Raw genomic sequence first — 25,613 nt, 5'->3', positions numbered from 1 at the left:
TATATACTTTATCAAAAATCTTATTTAGGATTATAGATGAAACTATTTACAAAAATTACTTTAACATTTTTTTTAATTTCTTTTATAGTTTTAAGCATTACTTCTACATTTTTATTTTTTCAAAGCAAAAAATTAATTGAAAATGAAATAAGCCATAAAATAGAAGCTATTTCTAAAACCTTAGCAAACAATATAAATCTAAACGATGCTAATCTAAACGAAAATATAAACAAACTAAGCAAAGACTTAAACCTAGATTTTATAGTAATCATTGATAGCTCTTATAAAAGATTAACCCATCCAAATAAAAATCTTTTAGGAACTTTAGTTGAAGGTGGAGATGCTAATAGAGCAATTAGTAAAGCAGAAAGCTATATATCAATAGCAAAGGGCTCATTAAAGCGTTCAATTAGAAGCTTTAGTCCTATAATAAAAGATGAAAAAGTTGTAGGTGCTGTAATCGTTGGTGTTTTTGTTGATTATCTAAATCAAATTATCTTTGAAGAAAATAAATACAATATCGCCTTAGTAATTGCACTAATAATTATAATTTTATTATCAGCAAAATTATTAAATAAAAATATCAAAAATGTTTTATTTGGTTTAGAGCCAAAGCAAATCGCAAATCTTTTAGCAAGACAAAACGCAATTTTAAAAACCTTAAACGATGGCATAATAGCCGTTGATGACAAAAACACAATAACTCTAATAAACGATAAAGCAAAAGAGATTTTTAAACTAGCCTTAGTAGATGATGATTTAATAGGTAAAAACGCTAATATAATTCCGCATTCAAATATGAATGAAGTCTTAAGCACTAAAAAAGCTGAAATCAATCAAGAGCAAAAGCTAAATGATATAACCATTCTAACGACTAGAATTCCATTCTTTATAGATAATAACTTTGCAGGCGTAGTTGCGTCTTTTAAAGATTTAAGAGAGGTTAAAAAACTAGCTAGTGAATTATTAGATACTAAAAAATATGTAGATGCACTAAGAGCAAATCATCATGAGTTCTCAAACAAATTACACATAATAAACGCTTTGATAGAAAATAATAAATTTAATGAAGCAAAGAATTTTTGCGATGAACTAATAAACAAAAATCAAGATAATTTAAACAGACTTACATACAACATAAAAGATAAAGTAATATTAGCCTTTTTTGAAAGTAAATTTGCATTCTTACAAGAGCTAAAAATAAATGTAATTCTTAATAAAAAATCATCACTTAGCAATCTTGATGATATAAATATGCAAAACGATATTATAAGCATACTTTCAAATCTAATAAATAATTCAATAGATGCTTTAAATAATATAAAAAATAAAAAGATAGAAATATTTATAAAAAACAATAAAAACTACCTTAAAATTCAATGCAAAGACAATGGCTGTGGTATAAAAGATAAAGCAAATTTATTTACCAAAGGCTATTCTACAAAAGGAGAATTAAGAGGGTATGGGCTTTATTTATGTGCTAAAATTGCAGCTAATTATGACGGCTTAATAAGTGTTAGTAATTTAAAACAAGGTAGTTCATTTAGTGTAACTTTAAGGATTAATAATGATTAAGACAATAATAGTTGAAGATGATTTAATGGTTCAAGATATTAACAAAAACATACTTTTATCGGTTGAAGGTTTTTGTTTAAAGGCTAGTTTTTGTGAAGTAAGTAGTGCGATAAGCTATTTATTAAATAATGAAATTGATTTAATCTTGCTTGATTTAACTCTACCTAATACCGATGGTATTGAGCTAATTAGAAAAATAAAAAGTGAATTTAGCAAGATTGATATTATTGTAATTTCTGCTAGAAATGATAGCCTAAGCTTACAAAAAAGCTTAAATCTAGGTGTAATTGATTATATTCTAAAACCTTTTAAGCAAAATAGACTTGAAAGCTCTCTAAATCAATATAAATTAAGAAAAGAATTATTATTAAGTGAAATAAATCAAGAAAATATTGACAAAGCTCTTTATAAACAAATTGATGATTTACCAAAAGGAATTGATAAAAACTCGCTAGCTTTAATAAAAGAAAATATAAAAAATTTTAGCACTTGGTTTAATGTAAATGAACTAGAAAACTTAGTAGGAATTTCTAAAATATCTCTTAGAAAATATTTAAATTATTTAGAACAAACAAATTACCTAAGCTCAAAATTAGAATATAAAGCCAAAGGAAGACCTCAGATTTATTATAAAATCAATTAATGCTTATTTTAATTATTTAAATACTTATTAAAATTACTTAAATTTACAAAATAAAAATTGTTCTTAAAATGAAATTACAAATCATTTTAAGGAGATTTTTATGAAAGAAAAACAAATCGGCGGTGTAAATTTATACGCATTTTGTGTATTTGCACTTATTGTATTTTTAACTTGCTATTTTGGCAAACTTCCTAAGGATATGGTAGGCGGACTTGCTGTTACTATGATTTTAGGAATATTACTTGGCGAAATAGGTATGAAAGTTCCTGTTTTAAAAGATATCGGCGGACCTGCGATATTAAGTATTTTCGTTCCGTCTTGCATGGTTTATTATGGCTTATTAAATCAAAACTCAATAGATGCTATAACATTTTTCATTAAGCAATCTAACTTCTTATATCTTTATATAAGTGTTTTAGTAGTTGGAAGTATTCTTAGTATGAAAAGAGCAATTTTAATTGCAGGGTTTTTAAAAATGTTTATTCCTTTATTTATAGGAACATTTTTAGCTATTGTAGTTGCTTATTTAATAGGCTCAATTACTAGCATTGGCGGAGCTCATGCAGTATTTTATATAGCAATTCCTATTTTAAGTGGTGGTGTTGGTGAAGGAATTATTCCACTAAGTGCTGCTTATTCAGAGATTTTAGGAAATGCTGATTCAACTAATATAATAGCACTTCTTGCACCTGCTGCAATGCTAGGAAACTTATTTGCAATCGCTTATGCAGGATATTTAAAAAATCTAGCTTTAAAAAAGCCACATTTAAGTGGAAACGGACTTTTAGTAAAAACTAAAGAAGAAAATATCAATTCATTAAATGATGATACCTTGCCTTTTGATATTAAATTAATGGGCGCTGGTTTGCTTGTTGCAGTATGCTATTTCTTAATAGGAAAATTATTAAATATGATAATTCCAATTCCAGCTCCAATCATTATGATTATTATGGCTGCTATTACAAAAGTTTTAAACATAATGCCAAAAAGCTTAGAGTATGGTGCAAATTTTATCTATCAATTTGTAAGCAAAAACCTAACTTGGGCTCTTTTAGTAGGTGTTGGAGTTATTTGGACACCTTGGAAAGATGTAATCGCTGCAATTAATATTGCTTTTATCGTAATTTGCTTTAGCGTAGTTACTACAATGGCTCTTACAGGATATTTATGTGCAAGATTTTTAAATATGTTTGAGATTGAATGCTCTTGCGTTATGGTTTGTCACTCAGGACTTGGTGGCACAGGAGATGTTGCAATTCTAGGCTCATGCAATAGAATGGAACTTATGCCATTTGCACAGATTTCAACTAGAATTGGTGGAGCTTGCACGGTTATAGCTGCTACATTTTTATTTGCACAATTTGGAGTTTAAGATGATTAGCGTTGGAACTATTGAATCAAATGATTGCCTAATAAATATAAAAAAGCATAATAAATTTGAACTCATTTTTATAAATGAAGAAGAAAATCCTTATGCAAATCATATTAAAAACCTAATTAAAAATTATTGCAAAGAACATTCTATTTCAAAGGTTTTTATTGAGATTAATGATAAAGGTGCTTTAGATTTTTGTATCTTAGCAAGACTAAAAACTGCAATAGAAAGGCTAGGAAAATGAGAAGAACATTATTATTTATTCCAGGAAATAATGCAGGTAATATTCAAAATGCAGGATTATTCGGAGCTGACGCTATTATATTTGACTTAGAAGACGCAGTAAGTCCTATGCAAAAAGATAGTGCTTTAAATCTAGTTTGCAATGCTTTAAATATGCTAAATTATGAATGCGAAAAAATCGTTAGAATTAATTTAGAGAATGCAAAAAATGATATTTTAGCACTATCAAAAACTAAAATTAATAGCATTTTAATTCCAAAAGCAGAAAATGTAAAAGAGATTAAAGAACTTATAAAATACACAAGGAATTTAAATTCGGAAATTGAAATTTTACTTTTAATAGAAACCCCACTTGGTTTATTAAATGCTAAAGAATTAGCGTTTTTAGATGGAGTTAGTGCGCTTTGTTTTGGAGCAGAAGATTATACAAGCGAAATTGGTGCAAGAAGAAGCGAGAGTGGAGTTGAGATTGATTATGCTAGAAATTACTTATTAAATGTATGTAAGGCTGCAAAAATTGATGCAATAGATACACCTTACACTGATACAAATAATGAAGCTGGATTAATAGCTGATACAACTTATATTAAAAATCTAGGCTTTGATGGTAAATTAGTAATTAGCCCAAGGCATATTGATATTATTCATAATTGCTTTAAACCTAGCCAAAAAGAAATAATTTGGGCTAATCAAGTATTAGATGCTATTAAAGAAGCTGAGAGTAAAAAAAGTGGAGTAATTTCACTAAATGGCAAAATGATTGATGCACCTATTGTAAATCGTGCTAAAAAGATATTAAAGGAGATTTTATGAATATTGATTACATAAAAGATTATGGAGAAGTTATTCCTTTTAGCGGAGCATTTAATTTAAAGCCTAAAGAAAGATTAGTAAAAAAGCAAATAAAATTATCAACTCCAAATGATAATAAAGTCTATACAAATGTAAAAGAATTAATCAAAAAAACAGGCTTAAAAAGTGGAGATACAATATCATTTCATCATCATCTAAGAAATGGCGATAAGGTTGTAGGAATTATTCTAAAAGCTTGCGAAGAATTAGGCATAAAAGACTTAAAATTAGCAATTAGTGCGATATTTCCAACTCATGATTTTATAGTGGATTTCGCTAAAAAAGGAATAATTACTCAAATAGATACAAACTATTGCACAGGAAAAGTTGCAAATGCAATTTCTAATGGCTTGTTTAAAAAAGTTGCTATTTTTAGAACCCATGGTGGTCGTGCTAGAGCAATTTATGCAGGGGATTTAGAAATTGATGTAGCATTTATTGCAGCAAGTGCGACAGATAACGCAGGAAATATAAATGGAACAATGGGTAAAAATGCCTTTGGCTCAATCGGTTATGCTATGCCTGATGCTGATTGTGCTAAGGTTAGCGTTGCAGTAAGTGATACAATTTATCCTTATCCGCTAAGTAATCCTAGCATTACTCAAGATAAAATTGATTATGTTTTAATAGTTGATGAAATAGGCGATCCAAATGGTATTAAATCAGGCACAACAGATATTACAAAAGATCCAATTCAACTAAAAATTGCTAAAACAACAGCTAATTTAATAGATGAGAGCGGACTTTTAAAAGATGGCTTTTCATTTCAAACAGGAGCTGGTGGAATAAGCCTTGCAAGCGCTCATTATGTAAAAGAAATTATGAAAGAAAAGAATATTAAAGGCTCATTTATTATGGGTGGAATAACTGCTTATTTAGTTAATTTATATAATGAAGGTTATTTTAGTAATATTTTTGATGTTCAAGGATTTGATTTGGAGGCTTTAAAATCATTACAAACTAATCCTAATCATTACGAAGTTAGCTCAAGTTTATATGCAAATATTCACACAAGTTCTCCTATCGTAAATAGACTTGATTGCGTTGTTTTAGGAGCTACTGAAGTTGATACTAGATTTAATACCAATGTAATGACAAGCTCAAACGGGATGATTATGGGTGGAAGTGGTGGTCATAGCGACGCTGCTGCAGGTGCAAAACTAGCAATAATTACTACTAATTTAATTAGAACTAGAAAAGCTATCGTAAAAGAAAAAATAAACTCAATTACAACTCCAGGCGAAAGCATTAACGCACTTGTTTGCGAATACGGAATTGCACTAAATGACAAAACTTTAGCAAAAACTCTAAAGAACTCAAGGTTAAAAATCCTTGATATAAAAGACTTAGCTAGTATTGCAAATGATATTTGTGGAATTTGCGAGTATAAAAAATCAAATAAAAGAATAGTAGCTGTTGTTGAATATCGCGATGGCAGTGTAATTGATGTAATAAGACAAATCTAAAAAAAATAAAAGAATTTGAAATAGGAATTTCAAATCAACTAAACTAGGAATTAAATCATAATTCCTAGTTCAAATTCTAAATTAGCTTAATAGTTTTTCGTGTTGGGTTTTTATTATATTTATAACTGAACGAATATTATCAATAGTATATGGTAAAGGTAGAAAATCTACTTCTTGAATAATCTTTTCAATAGTTGGAGTGATTTTGTGATTGTTTAGAATAATTACTAATCTAAAGCAATATTCTTCTTGAGCTTTTACTAATCTATGTAAATCATAGTCATTAAATTGATTAATTAAATTTGCATCAATAAATACAGCTCTAAAAGTGCAATTTACTCCATCTTCAATTTTTTCTAAAAGTCCATTACTTGTTTGGTTTTGAATACAATTAATCTCAAAACTTTCTAAATTAGCTGTAAGAGTTCTTGAAATATCAGTATTTGGATGAATTATTAATACATTTAATTTATCTTTTGGAGTAACATCAGCTAAACTACCCAAGCCATCATTTACTACAACAGGAATGCTAAGGCAAATTGCATAATTAATTCTTTCGCTAGTATCTTTAAAAGCATAGTTTGAGCCATCAATCTTTCTCATATAAGCATTTAGCTTGTGTAATTGCTCTACAATTGAAAGCTTTTTAGGATTTGTAAAGCTTTTGAATAATTCAGCTTTTTTATCATCTACTATTCCACAAACGCCTATATCTACTGATAAAAATGTTCTATTAGTAATATTATTATTAACGCTAATATTTATAAAAATCGTTTTGTTTTCTACATTTTGATTAATCAAATCAGCAGCAGCCCAAACAGCATTTATAATATTTGTATAATCTCCATAAAAATATCTATTTGGCGGAACTTTTTCATTATGTTCGTTTATATAAAACATATCTTGTTGAACTAAAAATGTATTATTTCTAACACTTGCTTCATAGTTTAAGGTTTTGAAAAAATACAAAAACACTTCTTGTAAATCAAAATATAAAGAAGATTTTTCAAAGCTTTCACTTTCTAAGTCTAAATCATCTTTTACATCAAACATTTTGATTTTGTGAATTCTTAATTTCATTTTTAACTTATAAATATATACAAGTAATAAAACGATTAAACCACCTAAAACTACGAATAATAAAATCGTATCTCTATCAGAAAAATCTATCGAATCTGCAAAAAGAGAACTTGCAAATAAACTTAATAATAATTTCTTCATTATTTTTCCTTAAATAATTAGCATTGCATCGCCGTATGAATAAAATTTATAATTGTTTTTAATAGCTTCATCATAAAGCTTTAAAGTGTTTTGCCTACCTATAAAGCTTGCTACAAGCATAATCAAAGTTGATTTTGGTAAGTGAAAATTAGTAAGCAAATAATTTTGCCTAATAGGTTTATTAAATGGATTTAAAAATAAATCACACTCTCCACTCTTAAGCTTTGTTCTTGCATAATATTCTATGGTTCTAGTAGCCGTAGTGCCAACTCCTAAAATAGGTATTTTGCTATCAATTAAGCTTATAGCTTCATCGCTTAATGAAAAATACTCGCTATGCATTTTATGCTCATTTATATTTTCACTCTCAACACTAGCAAATGTTCCTGCACCAACATGCAAAGTAATATAAGCACTTTTTTTGTCTTTTAAACTCTCAATAACTCTTGGAGTAAAGTGCAAAGAAGCCGTTGGAGCTGCAACTGCACCTATATTTTTTGCAAATAGGCTTTGATAAGTTATCTCATCTTCACTATTATCCATTCTTTTAAGATATGGTGGAAGTGGGATATGCCCTATTTTTTCGCTTATTGTTAAGACTTCTTGAGTGTTTAATTCTTCATTGTTTTTATAAAACTTAACAATTCTTGTGCCATCTTCATTTAGACTTAAAACCTTAGCCATTAAATCATCTTCAAAAATTAAAAAATCATTTTCTTTAACTCTTGCTCTAATTTGAACTAAAAACTCATTATTAGCCAAGATTTTATTTATAAATAATTCGCATTTTGCTCCACTTAGTTTATTACCATAAAATCTAGCCTTAAAAACCTTAGTATCATTAAAAATCAAAGCACATTCAGGCAAAAATTTCGCTAAATCATAAAACACACTATGAGTTATTTTGCCACTTGATCTCTCATATACCAATAATCTTGCACTATCAACTGGATTTGCTGGATATTTAGCGATTAATTCGCTAGGCAATTCATAATCATAAGAACTTAGTAAATTATCAAGCATTTTTATCTTCTAATAACTCTTGTTCTTCATCATCGCCATCTATATCAGGATCAGCAGGATTTACAACTTTAGCAATATAAATAGAAATCGCATAAAGTCCAATAAGCGGTATAGCCATTAAAAATTGAGAAAACACATCAGGCGGAGTCATTATCGCTGCAAAAATAAAGATAATTAAAATCGCAACTCTAAAATTTCTTATCAAAGTTTTATCAGTTACAAGACCTATTTTTGCTAAGAAAAATATAGCAACAGGTAGCTCATAACCTAAACCAAAAGCAATTACAAGCTTTGTAAAAATACTTACATATTCGGCAACCGAAGGCATAGCTTTATACTCTCCGCCACCAAAATTAATCAAAAAATCAAATGCAATAGGAACAACCAAATAATAACAAAAAGCTGCACCTATTAAAAACATTATTGTTGCACTCAATACAAAAGGCACTACAAATCTTTTTTCATTCTCATAAAGTCCAGGTTCTACAAATCTCCACGCTTGCCATAAAATAACAGGTAAAGATGCCAAAAGCGCTGCAAATAACGAAACTTGCATTGCTGTGAAGAAATTTTCTTGAGGTTTATAAAAAATAATTTCAGAGCCTTTAGGCAATACATTCATAAGTGGAACACAAATAAAATGAAGTATAGGTTTCCAAAACGCAAAACACACAAAAAATGCTAAAATTAAAGCAACAACACTTATAAATAATCTTTTTCTAAGTTCTACTAAATGTGGTTTTAATTCTTCAAACATTTTCACTCTTTTCTTTTAAAAATTGTTCTCTTTTGCTAAGTTTTTCTTCTTTTTCATCGCTAGAATTTGAATTAGGAATTTCATTTGTAGCATTTACGCTATCAATTGTGCTATTTACAGCCTTTTGTGCGTCTTTTTCAAAATCGCTTAAAGTATTTTTAATCTCATCAAATTCTTCAAAACTAAGCTTTTTTCTAATGCTATCGTTTGCTTTTGTGATTTCTTCTTTGTATTTTCTAGCTTCATCTTTAAGCTCACTTATATTGATTTCATTTTCTATACTAGATTTTGCTTCATTGATTTGTTTTTTAACTGCTTTTAAAATCTTTGCGATTTCTACGATAGTTCCTGGTAATTTTTCAGGTCCTAAAACTAAAACTGCAACTATTAAAATAATTACTATTTCCATCAAACTCATATCAAAACTCTTTTTAAATTTTTTGCTTTAATTTAGCTAATTTTTTTAAATCATCATTAAAATTAAAGCTTATTCTAATTCAAGCTGTTCTAAAAGCAGCTCTTCACCACTAATTACTTTTACATTTTTACTATTGCAATAAATACAAGAAAACTCGTTTTTATCTTGAATAAATTGCTTATTACAATCATTACATAAAAGCTCTAATTCTTTTAAAACTATTTCTAATTTAGCATTAAAATAGCTTGAATCTTCATCACTAGTAAATGCTTTAAAAGCTTCTTTAAAATAATGCTCTTCAACACCACTAAGCCTACCTAAACTAACTTTTACTCTAGTAATTTTTCTAGCGTTATTTGCTACTTTGATTCTTTCACACTCATCTAAGAGATTATTTACAATAGCCATTTCATGCATTAGCAAATCCTTGGCAATAATTCGCCTTTTGGCATTTGTAAAAGTCTGCTACCACCATAATTTGTATTTAAAATCACACTTGGATTGCTTGATTTTTTTGTATAGCCTATAATATTTGCGAATTCATTGTATTTTCTTAATTCTTTTAAGACTTCATTAGCGTCTTTTTTATCACAAATACAAACAAAAGTTCCCTCATTAGCAAGTTCTAAAGCTTCAAAACCTAGCAATTCACAAAGCCCTAAAACTCCATCACTTACTTTAATATCGCTTTCATTTATAATAAAATCTAGCTTAGAAGCTCTTGATAATTCATTTAACACACTTGCAAGACCACCACGAGTTGCATCTCTTAAGCATTTTATATCGTATTTTAAAATGTCTTTTACTTCATTATATAAGCACTTTGCATCACTGCTTATATCATAAGAAAACCCTTCTCTTTCAGCCATTACACAAGCTCCGTGCCTACCTACATCAGCACTTATTATAATTACATCATCTTCTTTTATGCTTTTTGTTCCTATGTTATTATTTTTAGTAAAGCCTAAAGCATCACCTATGCAAGTTGTATTTATATAAATTTTATCGGCTTTTCCTTTAGGAACTACCTTTAAATCCCCACACTTAATTCCTATTTCAAATTCTTTTGCAGTTTTTGATAAATCATTTAAGATTATTTTTAATTCATCTAAATTAAAGCCTTCTTCTAAAATAAGACCTAAAGTAAGATATTTTGGCTTAGCTCCCATCATTAAAACATCATTAATAGAGCCACAAGCTGCAATTTTGCCTATATTTGCACCTTTTATAAATAAAGGATCAAGCACAAATGAATCAGTAGAAAACGCTATTTTGCTAAAACCATCACAAACAGCCGCATCTTCGCTAAGCCCTTGAGAATTATCCGAATTAATATTTTTTAAAACGAAATCATTTAAAAAATCATTCATTTCAATTCCGCCACCGCCATAACTTAATAATACTTGCTTATTCATCTTTTTTACCTACATATTTATTTACAACCATAGTTGCACTAACATCGCTTGCAGCATTTAGCAAGGTTGCAGGTGCGTCAGCTATCGTTCCTATTAAAATAACAATAGGAAGAGCTTCAATAGGAAGATTAAAAGCACCAACCACAAGCATTTCGCTAATATAACCACCAGTTGGAATTGGCCCAACAACTGAACCTATTAAAATAGCAACAATTATTGCTTTAATCATATTAGAAGCCGTAAATAAATCTATATTGAAAATAGCACAAACAACAGCCATTTTTAAAATCGCTAAAACAACTGAGCCAGGCTTATGAAGTGACGCCGCTAAAGAAGTTACAAGAGTATTTACATTAGGATTTACACCTATATTTGAAGCTGCTTTTATATTACTAGGAATTACTGCAACGCTTGAGCATGTGCCTAAAGCTACAATAACGCTTGTTAAAATATTTTTAAAAAACAATTTAACTCCATTAATACCATCTGCAAAATATGCAAAAATCGCATTATGAATTATAAAATAAACAGGAGTTATTAAGAAAAATGCAATTATAGCTTTAGCTAAATCATCTGTGATTTGCTTTCCTGTTGTGCCAAATAAAACAGCAAAAAAACAAGCCAAACCAATAGGAGCAAACATCATTATAAAATTAACCATTTTATTAACAACTATATTTAACTCGCTAAAAAAATTAATCACATTTTTGCATTCTTCTTTGCATTTTAATAGTGCAACACCAAAAAATAAAGCAAATACGATTAAAGGAATTAGATTTTTTCTAGTAAATAACTCATAAAAATTACCTACGCTAAACATAGATAAAACATCAGCACTTGTTTTAACATCATCAATTCTAGATAAAGCCACATTAGTTTTAAAATCAAACAATGAAAAGAATGCTAAACCAAAAATACCTGAAATAATCCCACTTACTAAAAATACTAAAATCATCACTAAAATAGTCTTACCAAATACCGAACTACTTTTAGCATTTGCAATAGAGCTTACTAAAGAAACGAAGATTAAAGGCACAACTATACAAAATAATAAATTTAAAAACAAATTCGCAAGGCTTTCAAACATTAAAGCCTTTTCTTGCATAAAATACCCTACAACTGAACCAATAAAAATTGCTAAAATCAAAAACAAAGATTGTCTATAACTTTTAAAAACGCTCATCTATAATCCTTGATTTTTAATTGATTTTTAACTCTTTTTACAAATTCTTCTATATGAATAGGAGCTGTTGCTAGATTTACTCTCATAAAACCTTTATAGTCTTTACCGAACCAATCACCATAATCAATCGCTATCATGCAATCATCTTGAATAAATTCTTTCATTCTATTTTCATTTATAACTTTACTAAAATTTAAAAATAGCAAATATGTGCCTTCAAATGGGCTTATAATGATATTTTTTGTTATTTCATCTTTTGCGAACTCATCTTTTATATATAAATAATTTTTATAAATAATTTCTTTTACATTTTCAAGCCAATATCTTGCTTTTTTGTAAGCAATTTCGGTTGCTAATTGACCTATTATATTTGTTTCAATTTGATTAAATCTCTTAGCAAATTCATCATAAACTGCTAATAATTTTTCATTAGGAATGATAATGTGAGAATTAAGCAAACAAGCAAGATTAAATGTCTTTGAAGCTGCATTTAAGATGATTAAATTATCAAAATATTCTTCGTAATTAAGTGCTGAAATAAAGCTTTTTTTATAAGTAAAGTCTTGATGAATTTCATCACTAATTATTAAAACATTATGTTTTTTAAAAATATCAAAGCATTTTTTAAGCTCATCTGCATTCCAAATCCTACTAATAGGATTATGTGGAGAACAAAATATAACCATTTTTACATCATTTGTAACAATGTCTTTTTCAAGCTTGTCATAATCAATACAAAACTCGCCATTATCTTCATTATAAACTAGCTCATTTTCTACTAATTTTCTATGATTATCTTTAACAGCTCTTGCGAATGGATAATACACAGGAGATAGTATTAAAATACTATCATTTTCTTTGCTAAAGCAATTTATTAAATGATATATACTATTTACAACGCCTAGATTAAATCTAATCCATTCTTTTTTAAGCTCTACATTATGATATTGTTTCATCCAAGAAATAAAGCTCTCATAATAGCTATTAGGAGTAAGAGAATAGCCGAATATTCCGTGATTTACTCTTTCATTAATTGCACTTAGTATTTCTTTAGCTGTCTTAAACTCCATATCAGCAACCCACATTGCAAGTAAGTCTCTATTATCATTAAATCTTACTGCTAGATTATCCCATTTAGATGAGTTTGTGTTTTTTCTGTTTATAAAATGTTCTTGTATAAAGTCTTGCATTTTTTAACCTTTTTTTGTGTGGAATTTGAAATAGGAAATTAATTTCCTATTGTGTAATCTCTAACTAATTTAATCTTTGCTATTTTTGATAATTCTACCCCTGTTTCAACACTAATTCTTGCCAAAACAGTGTTTTTATCAAATTTTAAAGCACCATTTGGATTAACTTTAAAATATTCTATTGTAATTATATATTTTCTATCAGTATCGCTAGGATAATAATATGTCCTAGTTTGCGTACCACCTGCATATATACCACCATTTTTAGTAGGATCGCCTGAATTAAACCAATCAGCCAAAGCCCTAGCTCTAGCTCCGTCCATTAAAAACTCAACCTGTTCTTTTAAATAAGCTCTTGAAGCAAATGACAATGTGCTTTTTGAAGAAGTTAATGTCAAAACCCCAACAACGCTTACTAAGATAATAAAAATAATAGCAGTAATTAAACTAAAAGCAGGTTTTTTCATAATATAACTCCCGTTTTACATACTGAAATTGTTGTTTTTTTGTTAATAAAACTACCTGGTAAATCTTTTGCTTCTAAGCATAATCTAAGCGTTGTAACTCCGTTATTACTGCTTATAGAAAAATCGCTTACATGATTAACTAAAGTAACTTTAGCTATGTCTTTTGTATTTGTTACAAAATTTGGTTTTTTATCTTTATAATCATAACTATAATATTTAAGTTTATTTTCTGTGCCATCATAAATAACACCTTCAATCTTATCAACCAATACATAAACATTACTCATAGTGAAATTTTTCTCATCTAATCTTAATTTAATTCTAGTTGCCTTACTTGTAGTTCCAGCAGTAGAAGTTATAGAATATACTTCAAAGTCATATAAATCTTTTTCCATAAATGAAGTTGAAGTTGCAATATTATCTCCTAAGAAATATATGCCAAGTATTGTTCCTTCGCTATAATTATCTATTATTTTTTGATTTATTTTTTTTTGCGAAAAACATTGAAAATAGTTAGGATTTGCTAAATTATCGTAACAATCTGATTTATTATTTACAGCCTTTTCAATAACATATCTTGTCTCATTTAATCCATCCCACTTGCCTTGTTTTTTATCAGTTATTGCTATTCTAGCCCATTCAAAAATCTTAAAATCACTATCTTTTAAAGAAGTCTTACTCATGTTAAATACAAATTTACAATCAGTAATAGAATTAGCACATTCTGAGTTCTCTTGTTTTTTTAATCTATAACTATTTTTAATAGCATTATTTAAATGTGTTGTTAAAAAGTCCATTGTAACTTGTGATTTTAATTCAAGCTCATTTAATATCCTTACTCTTTGTTCGTTGTCGTAAGAAAATTTAATAATCTCAATTCCAAGTCCTGCAACAATTCCTAATATAACAATTACTACTATTAATTCAATTATTGTAAAAGCTTTTTTCATAAATTTCCTTATAAATTAAGATAACTTTTTAATTTATCTTCATTTGTAATTTGCCATGCTGAATCTTTTGTCATCATAGAATACTGACTATAAATACTATCAAGTCTTCCAAAGGTATTATAAAATGTATCAAAAGATAAAAATATTTCATTCTTATCATCATATATTTGTAATGGATACATTAAGGCTATTTCTTTATCACAGCCATCAATGGTTGCAAAAAAACTATCAGTTTTTGTCTTTGGCTTATAAGGTACTACAGATATTTTTCCAATGGTCTTAAAAATATAACTACTATCAACCTTAGAGCCTTTTGCTGGGTCTGCAAACTTATATGAAAAACTTTGACTTAAAGCATTTGTAAAAGTTGTATTATTATAATTACCACGAATACCATTTATTAAAATATCAATTCCTAGACTACCTTTGCTACTAAAACCCCTTCCATATCTTGGATTTATATTAATTAAACTCAATTCGCTTAATTCATATTGCGGTATAAATTTTGATATAACACCACCACAATTTGCAATAAATTGAGATAATAAACTATTTTGTTTATAATCATCATAAGATACATTTTGCTTACTAAAAGGCAAGTTTCTAATAAGCCCATAAAATTCTTTTACTTCATAAAAATATTCTTGTTTATAACTAATCTCATCACTTTCTAAACTCGCATTTACTATTTTTGGAATTGCAGCAATGCAAATTCCAATAACAACCATAGCAAATATAAGTTCAATTAATGAAAAGCCTTTTTTCATCCACGAACCCTTTCGTATTCTTTCATATATTCACCTAGAATTTTTACTTTTTCTAAACTAGCACTATTATAAATACTAGCTCTTAAACCGCCTAGTTTTTTATGCCCTTTTAAGCCTAGCATATTGTGCTCTTTAGCAGCTTTGCTCCAAAATTCTAAGTCTAATTCATCATTTCCTGTTGTAAAGCAAACATTCATAATCGACCTATCTTCATTATTCACATAAGCTTTATAAAAACTACTATTATCAATAATATCATAAAGATATTTAGCTTTTATTTCGTTTTCTTTATTTATCACATCAAGGCCACCCTTTGCCTTAATCCATTTCATAATTTTTGCATATACATAAATAGCAAATGTAGGAGGAGTGTTAAATAATGAATTGTTATCAGCGTAAGTGTTGTAATTAAACATCTTAGGCATTGATTTGTTTTTGCTTCTTTCTAACAAATCTTTTCTAATAATCAAACAAGCAAATCCTGCTATACCAGCATTTTTTTGAACTCCACCATATAAAACGCCTATATTTGAAAAGTCTAATTTCCTTGAAAAAAAGTCCGAACTAGCATCAATAATCAAAGGAGAATTTGAAATAGGAAGTTGCTTGTATTGAGTTCCATGAACCGTGTTATTTGAGCATATATAAGTATAAGAACTATCGCTATTTAAACTAACTTTTGGAATATAATTATATTTACTATCTTTTGAGCTTGCTACAATTTTTGCATTTACCCCTGCTAAGATAGCTTCTTCACAAGCTTTTTGCGTCCAAACATCAGTATCAATGTATTCACATGGCTTATTATCAAGGCTAAAATTCATAGCTAATAAGCTAAATTGCATAGTAGCTCCACCTTGAACGAAAATTACTTCATAATCATCATTTATTCCATAAAGCTCTTTTGCATCTTTTATAGCGTCATTATGCATTTGCTCATAGTAGCTTGAGCGATGACTTATTTCCATGATTGAAAAGCCGTTGTTTTTATAGCTTAATAATTCTTCTTGAATTTCTTTTAATACTTCTAATGGTAATTCTGATGGACCTGCACTAAAATTATATTGTCTCATTTTTTTACTCCTTTATAATCTTTGCTAATTTTTCACTATCAAATGATTTTAAAACTATTTCATCGCCTACTTTTAAAGATTTTAAACTAACTGCTTTATTATTTTTCATAATTCTTGCATATTCTTTTATGCTCTCTAAAAACGCTTGATGAGTGCTTAAAATCTGATGATAATTGTTTATTTTTACATATTTTTCTTTAAATTTAGGTTTAAAGCTATTATTTAATAAAGTTTTTTTATTTAAAATATTTTCACTTGCTATTTTTAGCTTAAAATTGATTTTGTTTTTTATATTAGAAAATTCTTGTAATTTAGCATTTTTTTGCGTTAAATTCTTGCTAAAATCTGCTTTTATTGCTTTGTCATAATTGCTTAATTTAAACTGCATATTAGCAATATCGCTTTTAATCTTTCCTATGTTTATTTTATTTTTATAATCTTCGCATATTTTTTGCTTTTTTTCTAAAGATTTGTTTAGATTATTTTTTAGATTATTTTCATAGTTTTTTATGCTATTTTCATTATTTTTTAAAATATTTTTTATATTTTTTTCTAGTAAAATCTTTTTATTTAATAAGTTATTTTTATATGAATTAAACTTAAAGCTAACTTCTTTTTTTGAAAATTTACTTGAAAGATATAAATAATCTTGCTGTTTTTTATTCATTTGTCTTTTTACTTGTAAAGTAAAATGATTTTGCAAATTATCAAGATCAAGCAATCTATCAAATTTATTATAAACAAGGCTTTGCATTGCAGCAGTTGGGGTTGCATAGTATTTACTAGCTGCTAAATCACTTAAGTGGGTGTCAATTTCGTGTCCTAAGCCTGTAATGATAGGTATATTTGATTTTACAATTTCTCTTACTAAAGCTTCATCGTTAAAGCAAAATAGATCTTCTTTGCTACCACCACCACGAGCGATTAAAATTACATCGTGATTGTTTAAATTAGCTTTTTTTATACATTCAATTATTTTTTTACTAGCATTTTCGCCTTGCATTAAGCTATCATAAAAAACTAATTTTGTTAAATAGCTTTGATTATTTTCATATACTCTTAAAATATCTTTAGCTGCTGCTGAATTAATAGCTGTAATTATTGCGATATTGTTTATATGTTTTGGGATTTGTTTTTTGTAAATACTTGAAAATAAGCCTTCTTTTTCAAGCTTTTTATAAAGCTCATTAAATGCTGCTTGTAATTTACCTAAACCATCGGCTAATTCATAATCCGTGCAATTTAATTGATATTTGCCATTAGTTGGATATATGCTTAATTTTCCTATGGCAATAATTTTATTTCCTACTAATAAATTTGCCTTGCCTTTATTGTAGTTTGCAAACATAGTGCAATCAAGGCTTGATAATTCATCTTTAATAGTAAAATACCAATGCCCTGAAGTATGGTTTGTAATCTTGCTTACTTCTCCTTGTATTGCTACATTAAAAAAAGTATTTTCTAAGCTATTTTTCGCAAGATTATTGATTTCGCTTACAGAAAAATAAGTTTTTTCTACCTTATTTGCTAGCATCTTTACTCACAATAAACAATGAGCTAACACCAAAACTATAAGTTTTAAATAGTTTTAAAGAAAATTTATGTTCTTTTAACTTTTCTTTAAATTCATCATTTGAATAAAAATCATCAATAGAATTTGGCAAATATTCATAAGCTGCTTTGTTTTTACTAAGCATTCCACCTATTATAGGTAGGATTTTCTTAAGATAAAAATCACGGAAAAAGCCTATGATGCCACCTTTTTCTCTTTTGAAAAATTCTAAAACCAAAAGAACTCCATTAGGTTTTAAAACTCTTCTAAATTCTTCTAATGCTTCGTCTTTTTCTACAACATTTCTAAAGCCATAACTAATAGTAATCAAATCAACGCTCTCATCAGCTAAAGGCAGCTTATTTGCATATCCTAATTCAAATTCCACATCTAAAAAACGCTTTTTAGCAACTTCTAGCATACCTTTACTTGGGTCTATTCCTATTACTTTTGAGTTTGGAATTTGCTTTAATAAAGCACACATATCGCCTGTTCCACAAGCAATATCAGCTATATTTAGATTTGAGTTTAAATTAATATGTTCTTTTACTTTAGAAATTGCATCAAATCTCCATTTAGCATCAATTCCAAAACTTAAAACCTTATTAGCTTTATCATAGCTTGGAGCTATTTCATTAAACATTTCTACAATTTTTTCTTGTTTTTGCATAATTATCCTAAATAATAAGTTCTAGCTATTTTACTAATTTTTCTAGCTGTTTTTTTAACGGCTTTGTTTTTTAATAGTTTTTCAGATAAATCTAGCTTTTTATGACTTTTAAAAAAGCTTAAAAAATCAAGTAATAAAATTAATTTATCGGTGTTTTCTTCGTATCTTAATACTTTAATCGCTTCTTTTCTTAAAACCTTAGAAAATATCTTAGTAAAATTTACTTTCGCACATTCATTCGTGTAAAAATTAGCCTCATCTAAGATAACGCAAGATAAATTATCATAAAATTCATTAGCGTTTTTAATGGTATCTACTATATTTTCTTGATAAATAAAACTAAATAAATCTAATAATTTTTTTATTTCATCGCTTTTTGAGTTTATGCTTAAATAAAACATATATATTCTTAAAGCAAGACCTATGCTAATGCTTAAATCCTTTGCTTTTAGTCCGTAGGTTAAAAATATTTTTAATCTTTCATATTCGCTAAATTTAAGTCCATCTCGACTACTTTCATCAAGCATAGTGCAAACATAAAAATTATTAAAACTCTCAATTAGTTTTGAAGATGCTACCACTCTTTTATATTTTAAGCTTTTGCTTTTTACATCATCTAATTTTAATGAGCTAGTTTGATATTCTATATCTAATCTTCCTAAACTAGCTTTTAAAAAATATAATTCATTATCAATAATATCAAGCTTATATAAGCTATCATCATATAAGCAAAAACTATCTTTAAGCTTTTTGAACTCTAAATTACCTTCTAGTGTAAAAAAGAGAAAGTGTTTTAAAATGCTCACCTAAACTCCTTTTTTCACTAATTTTAACTTATATTATTTGCAATTTGAACAAGTGCTTAAAAATGCAGTAATTTTTATATTATCAATACTATGCTCTAACTTTTCTTGTAAGCTTTCTTGATACTTATCAAGCCCAGCTTTAACCTTATCTAAATCAAATACGCTTTTGCAATTATTACAAACTAAATGAATATGTTCGTATTCATAAATGTCGTATTTTGATTTATCATTAGGGATTGCTATTTCAACAACCAAACCTTCATCAATCATTGTGCTTAAATTTTTATACACAGTAGCTAGTGAAATCGCTGGATATTCTAGCTTTATTTGTTCGTATAATTCATCTATGCTAGGATGTTCGTGTTTTGACAACACTCTTAATATGCTTATTCTTTGCGGTGTTGCTTTTAATTTTCTTTCTTTTAAAATTTCTAAAAACTTCATATTTACCTTTACTAAATAACATTTTTTATTAATTAGTAAAGAATACAATAAATAATTTAATATTTATGATTATTAATTAATTTATTTTAAATTTGTAATAATTATGTAAGGAGAGAAAATGAAAGCGAAAATCATTTATTGCAACGCTTGAAAATACGAACCACAAGCTGCAAGGATTGCAGATGAACTAATAGGCGGGTTTAAAGGTATTGAAGTGGAATTTGAAATAGGAAGTAAAGGCGATTTTATAGTAATTATAAATGATGAAAAAATATATTCAAAAAATGAATTAATAGGATGTGATAACAAAAGATTTCCACATGCAAATGAAATAAGCTCTTTAATTAAGGCATATAATTTAGCTTAAAGGATTTAAATGAAACATTATGAGCTTTATAAATGCAGATTTATAGTGCTTTTTATAATTTTTGTTTTGTCGTTTAGTAGTATTAATTTATTTTATTTTTTTACTATGAGAACTTTAGTATATGGATTTTGTTTGATTTGCTCTTTTGCTTATATGATAAATACTATACTACTTTTTAAAGCAAACGATAAGCTAAAGAACGATTTTTATAAGCTTTGTTTTTATTTATTATCAGGTGCTAGTGCTTTTTGTTTGTTTAATATAATCAAAATTACTGCTAATTTTTTATTTAATATTGACATGCAAATATTTATATTATTTGCAAAAGAGCTTGTATTTTTAGCATTTTTGATATATTTTGCAATTTATTCTTATAAGAAAATTATATGAAACTTTATCTTATTAAATGTGGCTATGTTTTAAGTGGAGTTTTGATATTTTTATGTATTAGTAATGTTTATATTTATTATAGTAAAGACATTAAAACTACTTATTTTTTTAGCTTTTTTATACTGATTTTTATACTAATCTTTAAACGCTGTGAAACAATACTAAAAACACTTGACGAAACGCCTAAAACAAATCATAAGAAAATAAAAAAGAATTTGAAATAGGAATTTGCTTTAAAGTTTATTTTTAGCACTTACAAGAATATTTTTAAGAAGTTTAGAAGTTAGCTTTTTAATTAATGTTTTTTCTTCTATAAAGTCTAAATATTTTTTAGTAATTCCTATTTCAAATTCTTTAAAAGTTTAAGCAAAATCTATTGATAATCATTATAAACTCGGAACTCAACCAAACTCAACCAAACTCAATTGCCAAACCACACAAACACTCCGAGCAAGAGTTAGAAAAGAAGAAATATAAAAGTATTTAAAGCTTATATTTAAGTATTTAAAAACTAAAAGAATTTGAATTAGGAATTTCAAACTTTAGCGGATTAATCAAAAATAGCTAAAATTCTAATTTTAAATTAAGCTTTGATTTTAAGGAAGATTTATGAAAATTTTATCATCAATACTCATTGCGTTTATTTATTTATCCTTGCTTTATATTTGTGTTATTATGTTTTCAGCTCATGGAATGCATAATATATCATTAAACGATATATTTAAAATAAGCGTATTTATAGCACCTATAATTATGATAATGTGCCTTATCATTCATTTGGTTATTAAGAAAATTAATGTAGTTTTTGGCTATTCATTAATAGCAATTAGCATATATGCTATAAGTTATTTAAATAATGTAGCAAAGCAAACTTTAGTTTTAGCTTGCTTATATTATTTATTAGTATTTTACTTATTACGATTATTTAATGATTTTAGAAGTAAATTAGGCAAAAAATAATGCCTAATTATATAGTTTTTAAATGAGCTTTAATATCGTTTATATTAATCTCACATTTTTCTAAGTTTGCTCTAGTTCTAAATTCTACTAAATTCTCGCTTAATTTCTTACCGATCACAACAGCTGATGGAATGCCAATAAGCTCATAATCACTCATCTTCACACCAAAACGCTCGTTTCTGTCATCAAGTAAAACTTTAATATTATTCGCTAAGCAATACTCATATAATTCATTAGCGAATTTTACTTGCTCTTCATTTTTTATATCAGAAATTACAATTTCTAAATCATAAGGCGCTATGTTTTTACTAAAGATTAGTCCGTTTTCATCATTACTACACTCTGCAATAACTGCTAAAAGCCTACTAATTCCTATGCCATAGCAACCCATTATAAATGGCTTTGCCTTTCCATTATTATCAAGATAAGTCGCATTCATAGCAGCTGAATATTTATCCCCAAGCTTGAAAATATGGCCTACTTCAATACCTTTTGTAAGTTTTAAAGGCTTTTTACACACATGGCATTCATCGTTTTCTTTAACTAAACTTAAATCATAATAACGCTCATCTAAAAAACTAGTAACCTTAAATCCTACATAATGATAATCAAGCTCATTAGCTCCGCAAATTAAATTACTCTCATCTTTTAATTCACTATCTATAAAAAATCTAATAGGACAATCTTTAAGACCTATAAAACCTGGAACTAAATTAGCCTTAATTAATTCTTCTTCACTTGCATCTACTAAATCAAGTGCATTAGCAGCATTTAAAGCCTTAGTTTCGTTTAATTCATCGCAACCTCTTATAAAATATGCGATTAATTCTTCTTTATCAACATAAATTGCTTTTTTTACAATAGCTTTTATGAAATTATGCTCTTTGCATTTAAAAAAATTCGCTAATTCTTCAATGGTTTTTACATTTGGTGTATGAAATTTAGCAAAATCAGCTTCAATTTCTTTACTAAAAGTTCTTTTTGCTCTTTTTGCTGTTTCAATATTTGCACAATATCCACATTCACAAAGCGCTAAATCATCTTCTCCACTAGGACTAATCACCATAAATTCCCTTGAACCACTTCCGCCGATTGCTCCACTATCAGCTTCTACTATTGCGTAATTTAATCCTAATTCATCAAAAATTTTACAATACGCTTCTTGCATATTTAAAAACTCATCTTCAAGCGATTCGTAAGAATCATGAAAACTATAAGCATCTTTCATAATAAACTCACGAGCTCTAAAAAGTCCAAATCTAGGTCTTGCTTCATCTCTAAATTTTGTTTGAATTTGAAATAGATTTATAGGTAATTGCTTATAACTTGTAATTTTTCCACGAACAAGCGCAACTATTGCTTCTTCTGCTGTTGGGCTTAGGATAAAATCATTTTCTTTTCTATCTTTAAATCTTAATAATTCTTTACCAAATTTAGCACTTCTACCACTCTCATCCCAGTAACTTAAAGGACAAACAAAGCTAAGATTTAGATAATTTGCTCCTGCGTTTTTCATATGCTTTATTACCACATTTTTTATATTTTCTAGCACTTCAAGTCCTAATGGTAAATAACTATAAAGACCTGAGCCAAGTTGTTCAATATATGCGGCTCTACTAAGTAAGATATGGCTTTTTAAAACGGCATCTCTTGGTGCTTCTTTGCTTGTTGGTGCGTATAATTTTGAAAATTTCATTAGTTTTCCTTTACATCAAATATATAATTTAGGCTTTCGGTTTCTAAACCTACTTCATCAATATTTTTAAGTCTTATCGTAATATCGTGCAAGTAAGACTTCATAACTTGCTTTGCAAATTTTAAGGCTTCTTCATTATTGCTATTTTTTAAATAGCCCTTTTTTATCGCTATATTTAATTCTTTATTGATTATATCTTGCGCTCTAAATCTCATAGCTTTTATAATAGGAGTTACTTGAATTACATTTAAATCCTTGTAAAATTCATTCACCATTTTTGCTACTACGCTAAATGCAATTTTTGCTTCTTCATCTTTAAATTGCATATTTTTCTTAACTATTTCATTTAGGCTATCAACGCTATAAACTTCTATTAAATTAGAATTATCAAGCTCAATATCTCTTGGCACTGCAATATCAAAGAAATATCTTTTAAAATCAACTTCTTTTATTAAATCCTTAGTAATTATCGGCTCATTTGCGCTTGTAGCACAAAAGAAAACTTCATTGGAATTTAAAATAGGAATTAAATCTTCATAATCTAAGCAATTAAGTCCTAATTCATTAGCTAATTTTAAAGCATTTTCTTTAGTTCTTGAAATTATTGAAATATTTCCTTTTGTATGATTTAAAAGATGTTTTGCAGCAAGTTCTATCATCAAGCCACTTCCGATTAATACGATTTTTTTATCTTTTAAATCCATTAATTCTCTAGCTTTTGCAACTGCAACCGAGCTAACTGATACTGAGTTTTTTGAAATCTTTGTTTTGTTTCTTACCATTGCAGCACATTTAAATGCGTAATTAATAGCCACTTCAAGATTAGGATTATTTTCAGTACTTTGCATTGCTTGTTTTAACTGACCTGTAATTTGGGTTTCTCCTATTACAAGACTATCAAGAGAACTTGCTACACTAAATAAATGATGAATAAATCCACTATCTTCATAAATATCAGGCGAATTTTTAATAAGTTGCTCATCAATTTTACAAATTAAGCAAAGGCATTTGATTATATACTCATAAACACCTACCCCACTTTCAACATAGCACATTATCTCAATTCTATTACAGGTGCTTAAAATTACGCATTCATCTATAAATTCATTAGCTAAAATTAATCTATAAAGCTCATTTTTTTTAAATTCATCGCTTAATGCTAGCCTTTCTCTTACTTCTATGCTCGTATTTTTATGAGTAAAGCTAACGCTAAAATAATGCATCAAAACTCCCTAAAAATCATTTTTTTAACAATGTCTTTTAATTCATCATTGCTAGCATAATTTAATGCTTTTTCGCCGTAATCTTTAGCTACTTCTATACTTTTGTTTATTAAGTCGTATTTTAAGAATTTTTCTTTTATCCAGTCTTGCTCATCTTTATTTAAGCTTTTGCAAAAATAAGATCTAAGCCTTGCTTTATCATCGCCTTGTAAAACCCTATCAAGTAAAATATATGGCAAGGTAACTTTGCCTTCTTTATAATCGTTTAGATTTGGCTTACCTAAAGTTGCTTCATCTTGAGTAATGTCTAAAATATCATCAACAATTTGAAAAGCAATTCCTAGATTTTTACCAAATTCTTTATAATCATTTGCATTAGAATAATCAGCCAAAAGTGCTGCAGCATAAGCACTTGCTTCTATTAATGAAGAAGTTTTTTTGTAAATCATTTCATAATACTTACTTTCATCTTCATTAAAACTCTCACCTAATTCAACATCAAGCAATTCCCCACTACTAAGCAATGCAACAGCACGACCAACACAAGCTGCTATTTCGCTTTTAAATGAGCATAAATTATAAAAGGCAATTGAATATAAAATATCACCTAACATAATTGCAGTTTTATCGCCATATATAGCATTTATGCTTGGAGCATTTCTTCTCGTAAGTGCTTCATCAATTACATCATCGTGCATTAGTGAAGCTAGATGAATACATTCAATCACAGCACATAATTTATAAGCATCTTCGCTAACTCCTGCTATTTTTAAAATAAGTTTTGAGCGAAGCCTTTTACCATGATTTACCTTGGCTAAATATTCGTAAATACTAGGATGTTTTAACTCTTTTATAAACTCATTTATATAAAAATCAATTCTTTCCAT

Annotated in this window: 28 protein-coding genes and 1 pseudogene; 10 read left to right on the top strand and 19 right to left on the bottom strand. The window is 27.6% G+C overall.

The window, feature by feature from the left end; genetic code table 11:
• Window positions 1-36: 36 nt before the first annotated feature.
• The 6 genes from AVANS_RS04515 to citF all read left to right on the top strand — a co-directional run bounded on the left by AVANS_RS04515 (window position 37) and on the right by citF (window position 6,154).
• Window positions 37-1,575: a sensor histidine kinase gene (locus tag AVANS_RS04515; RefSeq protein WP_239818470.1), complete on the top strand. Its 1,539-nt coding sequence runs from the start codon at window positions 37-39 to the stop codon at window positions 1,573-1,575.
• Window positions 1,568-2,218, top strand: coding sequence for a response regulator (locus AVANS_RS04510; RefSeq protein WP_239818469.1), 651 nt, complete (start codon window positions 1,568-1,570; stop codon window positions 2,216-2,218). Before AVANS_RS04515 ends, AVANS_RS04510 begins: the two co-directional genes overlap by 8 nt.
• 100 nt (window positions 2,219-2,318) lie before the next feature.
• Window positions 2,319-3,590 carry a 2-hydroxycarboxylate transporter family protein gene (locus AVANS_RS04505; protein ID WP_239818468.1) on the top strand — a complete coding sequence of 424 codons (1,272 nt, stop codon included), beginning with the start codon at window positions 2,319-2,321 and terminating at the stop codon, window positions 3,588-3,590.
• A 1-nt stretch (window position 3,591) separates the two neighbouring features.
• Window positions 3,592-3,837, top strand: coding sequence for a citrate lyase acyl carrier protein (locus AVANS_RS04500; protein WP_239818467.1), 246 nt, complete (start codon window positions 3,592-3,594; stop codon window positions 3,835-3,837).
• Window positions 3,834-4,649 (top strand): aldolase/citrate lyase family protein, encoded by an 816-nt coding sequence (locus AVANS_RS04495; protein WP_239818466.1) that lies wholly within the window; start codon window positions 3,834-3,836, stop codon window positions 4,647-4,649. The genes AVANS_RS04500 and AVANS_RS04495 overlap by 4 nt, the downstream gene beginning before the upstream one ends.
• A complete protein-coding gene (citF, locus tag AVANS_RS04490; RefSeq protein WP_239818465.1) occupies window positions 4,646-6,154 on the top strand; it encodes a citrate lyase subunit alpha in 1,509 nt (502 codons plus the stop codon). The genes AVANS_RS04495 and citF overlap by 4 nt, the downstream gene beginning before the upstream one ends.
• Before the next feature lie 81 nt (window positions 6,155-6,235).
• On the opposite strand, the gene AVANS_RS04485 is transcribed toward citF, so the two are convergent.
• From AVANS_RS04485 to AVANS_RS04410, 16 genes are all read right to left on the bottom strand, one after another.
• Window positions 6,236-7,375, bottom strand: a complete 1,140-nt coding sequence (locus AVANS_RS04485) for a hypothetical protein (RefSeq protein WP_239818464.1) — start codon at window positions 7,373-7,375, stop codon at window positions 6,236-6,238.
• Between the two features lie 9 nt (window positions 7,376-7,384).
• Window positions 7,385-8,398 (bottom strand): tRNA preQ1(34) S-adenosylmethionine ribosyltransferase-isomerase QueA, encoded by a 1,014-nt coding sequence (queA, locus tag AVANS_RS04480; RefSeq protein ID WP_239818463.1) that lies wholly within the window; start codon window positions 8,396-8,398, stop codon window positions 7,385-7,387.
• Window positions 8,391-9,155: a twin-arginine translocase subunit TatC gene (tatC, locus tag AVANS_RS04475; protein ID WP_239818462.1), complete on the bottom strand. Its 765-nt coding sequence runs from the start codon at window positions 9,153-9,155 to the stop codon at window positions 8,391-8,393. Before tatC ends, queA begins: the two co-directional genes overlap by 8 nt.
• Complete coding sequence (gene tatB, locus AVANS_RS04470) at window positions 9,148-9,573, bottom strand: Sec-independent protein translocase protein TatB (RefSeq protein ID WP_239818461.1); 426 nt, start codon at window positions 9,571-9,573, stop codon at window positions 9,148-9,150. The genes tatC and tatB overlap by 8 nt, the downstream gene beginning before the upstream one ends.
• Window positions 9,574-9,642: 69 nt before the next feature.
• Window positions 9,643-9,990, bottom strand: coding sequence for a hydrogenase/urease maturation nickel metallochaperone HypA (locus tag AVANS_RS04465; protein ID WP_239818460.1), 348 nt, complete (start codon window positions 9,988-9,990; stop codon window positions 9,643-9,645).
• The gene (gene hypE / locus AVANS_RS04460) at window positions 9,990-10,988 is read right to left on the bottom strand and encodes a hydrogenase expression/formation protein HypE (protein WP_239818459.1); all 999 of its coding nucleotides are present in this window, start codon (window positions 10,986-10,988) and stop codon (window positions 9,990-9,992) included. Before hypE ends, AVANS_RS04465 begins: the two co-directional genes overlap by 1 nt.
• On the bottom strand, window positions 10,981-12,171 hold the full coding sequence (locus tag AVANS_RS04455; protein WP_239818458.1) for a cation:dicarboxylase symporter family transporter: 1,191 nt from the start codon (window positions 12,169-12,171) through the stop codon (window positions 10,981-10,983). The genes hypE and AVANS_RS04455 overlap by 8 nt, the downstream gene beginning before the upstream one ends.
• Complete coding sequence (locus AVANS_RS04450) at window positions 12,168-13,361, bottom strand: PatB family C-S lyase (RefSeq protein ID WP_239818457.1); 1,194 nt, start codon at window positions 13,359-13,361, stop codon at window positions 12,168-12,170. The genes AVANS_RS04455 and AVANS_RS04450 overlap by 4 nt, the downstream gene beginning before the upstream one ends.
• A gap of 38 nt (window positions 13,362-13,399) precedes the next feature.
• Window positions 13,400-13,828 carry a hypothetical protein gene (locus AVANS_RS04445; RefSeq protein ID WP_239818456.1) on the bottom strand — a complete coding sequence of 143 codons (429 nt, stop codon included), beginning with the start codon at window positions 13,826-13,828 and terminating at the stop codon, window positions 13,400-13,402.
• On the bottom strand, window positions 13,825-14,778 hold the full coding sequence (locus tag AVANS_RS04440) for a prepilin-type N-terminal cleavage/methylation domain-containing protein (protein WP_239818455.1): 954 nt from the start codon (window positions 14,776-14,778) through the stop codon (window positions 13,825-13,827). Before AVANS_RS04440 ends, AVANS_RS04445 begins: the two co-directional genes overlap by 4 nt.
• Before the next feature lie 8 nt (window positions 14,779-14,786).
• Entirely contained in the window at window positions 14,787-15,545 is a 759-nt protein-coding gene (locus AVANS_RS04435) for a prepilin-type N-terminal cleavage/methylation domain-containing protein (RefSeq protein ID WP_239818454.1), read from the bottom strand.
• Window positions 15,542-16,618 (bottom strand): 3-phosphoserine/phosphohydroxythreonine transaminase, encoded by a 1,077-nt coding sequence (gene serC / locus AVANS_RS04430; RefSeq protein WP_239818453.1) that lies wholly within the window; start codon window positions 16,616-16,618, stop codon window positions 15,542-15,544. The genes AVANS_RS04435 and serC overlap by 4 nt, the downstream gene beginning before the upstream one ends.
• Before the next feature lie 4 nt (window positions 16,619-16,622).
• Window positions 16,623-18,152 carry an exodeoxyribonuclease VII large subunit gene (gene xseA / locus AVANS_RS04425; protein ID WP_239818452.1) on the bottom strand — a complete coding sequence of 510 codons (1,530 nt, stop codon included), beginning with the start codon at window positions 18,150-18,152 and terminating at the stop codon, window positions 16,623-16,625.
• Entirely contained in the window at window positions 18,139-18,840 is a 702-nt protein-coding gene (gene ubiE, locus AVANS_RS04420) for a bifunctional demethylmenaquinone methyltransferase/2-methoxy-6-polyprenyl-1,4-benzoquinol methylase UbiE (RefSeq protein ID WP_239818451.1), read from the bottom strand. Before ubiE ends, xseA begins: the two co-directional genes overlap by 14 nt.
• Window positions 18,841-18,842: 2 nt before the next feature.
• The gene (locus AVANS_RS04415; RefSeq protein WP_239818450.1) at window positions 18,843-19,646 is read right to left on the bottom strand and encodes a hypothetical protein; all 804 of its coding nucleotides are present in this window, start codon (window positions 19,644-19,646) and stop codon (window positions 18,843-18,845) included.
• 33 nt (window positions 19,647-19,679) lie between these two features.
• Window positions 19,680-20,090: a Fur family transcriptional regulator gene (locus tag AVANS_RS04410; RefSeq protein WP_239818449.1), complete on the bottom strand. Its 411-nt coding sequence runs from the start codon at window positions 20,088-20,090 to the stop codon at window positions 19,680-19,682.
• A gap of 163 nt (window positions 20,091-20,253) precedes the next feature.
• Between AVANS_RS04410 and AVANS_RS04405 the strand changes: the two are divergent.
• The 4 genes and pseudogenes from AVANS_RS04405 to AVANS_RS04390 form a co-directional block, all read left to right on the top strand.
• Window positions 20,254-20,457, top strand: a pseudogene (locus AVANS_RS04405) (Rdx family protein); the annotation flags it as partial.
• A 9-nt stretch (window positions 20,458-20,466) separates the two neighbouring features.
• The gene (locus AVANS_RS04400) at window positions 20,467-20,847 is read left to right on the top strand and encodes a hypothetical protein (protein ID WP_239818447.1); all 381 of its coding nucleotides are present in this window, start codon (window positions 20,467-20,469) and stop codon (window positions 20,845-20,847) included.
• Window positions 20,844-21,071 carry a hypothetical protein gene (locus AVANS_RS04395; protein WP_239818446.1) on the top strand — a complete coding sequence of 76 codons (228 nt, stop codon included), beginning with the start codon at window positions 20,844-20,846 and terminating at the stop codon, window positions 21,069-21,071. Before AVANS_RS04400 ends, AVANS_RS04395 begins: the two co-directional genes overlap by 4 nt.
• Window positions 21,072-21,456: 385 nt before the next feature.
• Complete coding sequence (locus AVANS_RS04390; protein WP_239818445.1) at window positions 21,457-21,807, top strand: hypothetical protein; 351 nt, start codon at window positions 21,457-21,459, stop codon at window positions 21,805-21,807.
• Window positions 21,808-21,814: 7 nt separating this feature from the next.
• On the opposite strand, the gene AVANS_RS04385 is transcribed toward AVANS_RS04390, so the two are convergent.
• Genes AVANS_RS04385 through AVANS_RS04375 form a run of 3 tightly spaced genes read right to left on the bottom strand, consistent with a single transcriptional unit; the run spans window position 21,815 to window position 25,613 of the window.
• The gene (locus AVANS_RS04385) at window positions 21,815-23,503 is read right to left on the bottom strand and encodes a proline--tRNA ligase (RefSeq protein ID WP_239818444.1); all 1,689 of its coding nucleotides are present in this window, start codon (window positions 23,501-23,503) and stop codon (window positions 21,815-21,817) included.
• On the bottom strand, window positions 23,503-24,726 hold the full coding sequence (gene hemA / locus AVANS_RS04380; RefSeq protein ID WP_239818443.1) for a glutamyl-tRNA reductase: 1,224 nt from the start codon (window positions 24,724-24,726) through the stop codon (window positions 23,503-23,505). Before hemA ends, AVANS_RS04385 begins: the two co-directional genes overlap by 1 nt.
• On the bottom strand, window positions 24,726-25,613 hold the full coding sequence (locus AVANS_RS04375; protein ID WP_239818442.1) for a polyprenyl synthetase family protein: 888 nt from the start codon (window positions 25,611-25,613) through the stop codon (window positions 24,726-24,728). The genes hemA and AVANS_RS04375 overlap by 1 nt, the downstream gene beginning before the upstream one ends.

It is taken from the genome of Campylobacter sp. RM5004 (assembly GCF_022369455.1).
Taxonomy (GTDB): Bacteria; Campylobacterota; Campylobacteria; order Campylobacterales; family Campylobacteraceae; genus Campylobacter_E.
This window is presented reverse-complemented; position numbering and strand designations above follow the sequence as displayed.

Excerpts from the sequence above, each read along its gene's own strand:
- serC (WP_239818453.1), bottom strand. The coding sequence starts at position 16,618 with ATGAGACAATATAATTTTAGTGCAGGTCCATCAGAATTACCATTAGAA.
- AVANS_RS04385 (WP_239818444.1), bottom strand. The coding sequence starts at position 23,503 with ATGAAATTTTCAAAATTATACGCACCAACAAGCAAAGAAGCACCAAGA.
- AVANS_RS04375 (WP_239818442.1), bottom strand. The coding sequence starts at position 25,613 with ATGGAAAGAATTGATTTTTATATAAATGAGTTTATAAAAGAGTTAAAA.
- AVANS_RS04515 (WP_239818470.1), top strand. The coding sequence starts at position 37 with ATGAAACTATTTACAAAAATTACTTTAACATTTTTTTTAATTTCTTTT.
- AVANS_RS04465 (WP_239818460.1), bottom strand. The coding sequence starts at position 9,990 with ATGCATGAAATGGCTATTGTAAATAATCTCTTAGATGAGTGTGAAAGA.
- AVANS_RS04505 (WP_239818468.1), top strand. The coding sequence starts at position 2,319 with ATGAAAGAAAAACAAATCGGCGGTGTAAATTTATACGCATTTTGTGTA.
- AVANS_RS04435 (WP_239818454.1), bottom strand. The coding sequence starts at position 15,545 with ATGAAAAAAGGCTTTTCATTAATTGAACTTATATTTGCTATGGTTGTT.
- xseA (WP_239818452.1), bottom strand. The coding sequence starts at position 18,152 with ATGCTAGCAAATAAGGTAGAAAAAACTTATTTTTCTGTAAGCGAAATC.
- AVANS_RS04410 (WP_239818449.1), bottom strand. The coding sequence starts at position 20,090 with ATGAAGTTTTTAGAAATTTTAAAAGAAAGAAAATTAAAAGCAACACCG.
- hypE (WP_239818459.1), bottom strand. The coding sequence starts at position 10,988 with ATGAATAAGCAAGTATTATTAAGTTATGGCGGTGGCGGAATTGAAATG.
- AVANS_RS04450 (WP_239818457.1), bottom strand. The coding sequence starts at position 13,361 with ATGCAAGACTTTATACAAGAACATTTTATAAACAGAAAAAACACAAAC.
- citF (WP_239818465.1), top strand. The coding sequence starts at position 4,646 with ATGAATATTGATTACATAAAAGATTATGGAGAAGTTATTCCTTTTAGC.
- AVANS_RS04510 (WP_239818469.1), top strand. The coding sequence starts at position 1,568 with ATGATTAAGACAATAATAGTTGAAGATGATTTAATGGTTCAAGATATT.
- AVANS_RS04440 (WP_239818455.1), bottom strand. The coding sequence starts at position 14,778 with ATGAAAAAAGCTTTTACAATAATTGAATTAATAGTAGTAATTGTTATA.
- AVANS_RS04445 (WP_239818456.1), bottom strand. The coding sequence starts at position 13,828 with ATGAAAAAACCTGCTTTTAGTTTAATTACTGCTATTATTTTTATTATC.
- AVANS_RS04455 (WP_239818458.1), bottom strand. The coding sequence starts at position 12,171 with ATGAGCGTTTTTAAAAGTTATAGACAATCTTTGTTTTTGATTTTAGCA.
- tatC (WP_239818462.1), bottom strand. The coding sequence starts at position 9,155 with ATGTTTGAAGAATTAAAACCACATTTAGTAGAACTTAGAAAAAGATTA.
- AVANS_RS04400 (WP_239818447.1), top strand. The coding sequence starts at position 20,467 with ATGAAACATTATGAGCTTTATAAATGCAGATTTATAGTGCTTTTTATA.
- ubiE (WP_239818451.1), bottom strand. The coding sequence starts at position 18,840 with ATGCAAAAACAAGAAAAAATTGTAGAAATGTTTAATGAAATAGCTCCA.
- AVANS_RS04390 (WP_239818445.1), top strand. The coding sequence starts at position 21,457 with ATGAAAATTTTATCATCAATACTCATTGCGTTTATTTATTTATCCTTG.
- AVANS_RS04485 (WP_239818464.1), bottom strand. The coding sequence starts at position 7,375 with ATGAAGAAATTATTATTAAGTTTATTTGCAAGTTCTCTTTTTGCAGAT.
- hemA (WP_239818443.1), bottom strand. The coding sequence starts at position 24,726 with ATGCATTATTTTAGCGTTAGCTTTACTCATAAAAATACGAGCATAGAA.
- tatB (WP_239818461.1), bottom strand. The coding sequence starts at position 9,573 with ATGAGTTTGATGGAAATAGTAATTATTTTAATAGTTGCAGTTTTAGTT.
- AVANS_RS04500 (WP_239818467.1), top strand. The coding sequence starts at position 3,592 with ATGATTAGCGTTGGAACTATTGAATCAAATGATTGCCTAATAAATATA.
- AVANS_RS04495 (WP_239818466.1), top strand. The coding sequence starts at position 3,834 with ATGAGAAGAACATTATTATTTATTCCAGGAAATAATGCAGGTAATATT.
- AVANS_RS04395 (WP_239818446.1), top strand. The coding sequence starts at position 20,844 with ATGAAACTTTATCTTATTAAATGTGGCTATGTTTTAAGTGGAGTTTTG.
- queA (WP_239818463.1), bottom strand. The coding sequence starts at position 8,398 with ATGCTTGATAATTTACTAAGTTCTTATGATTATGAATTGCCTAGCGAA.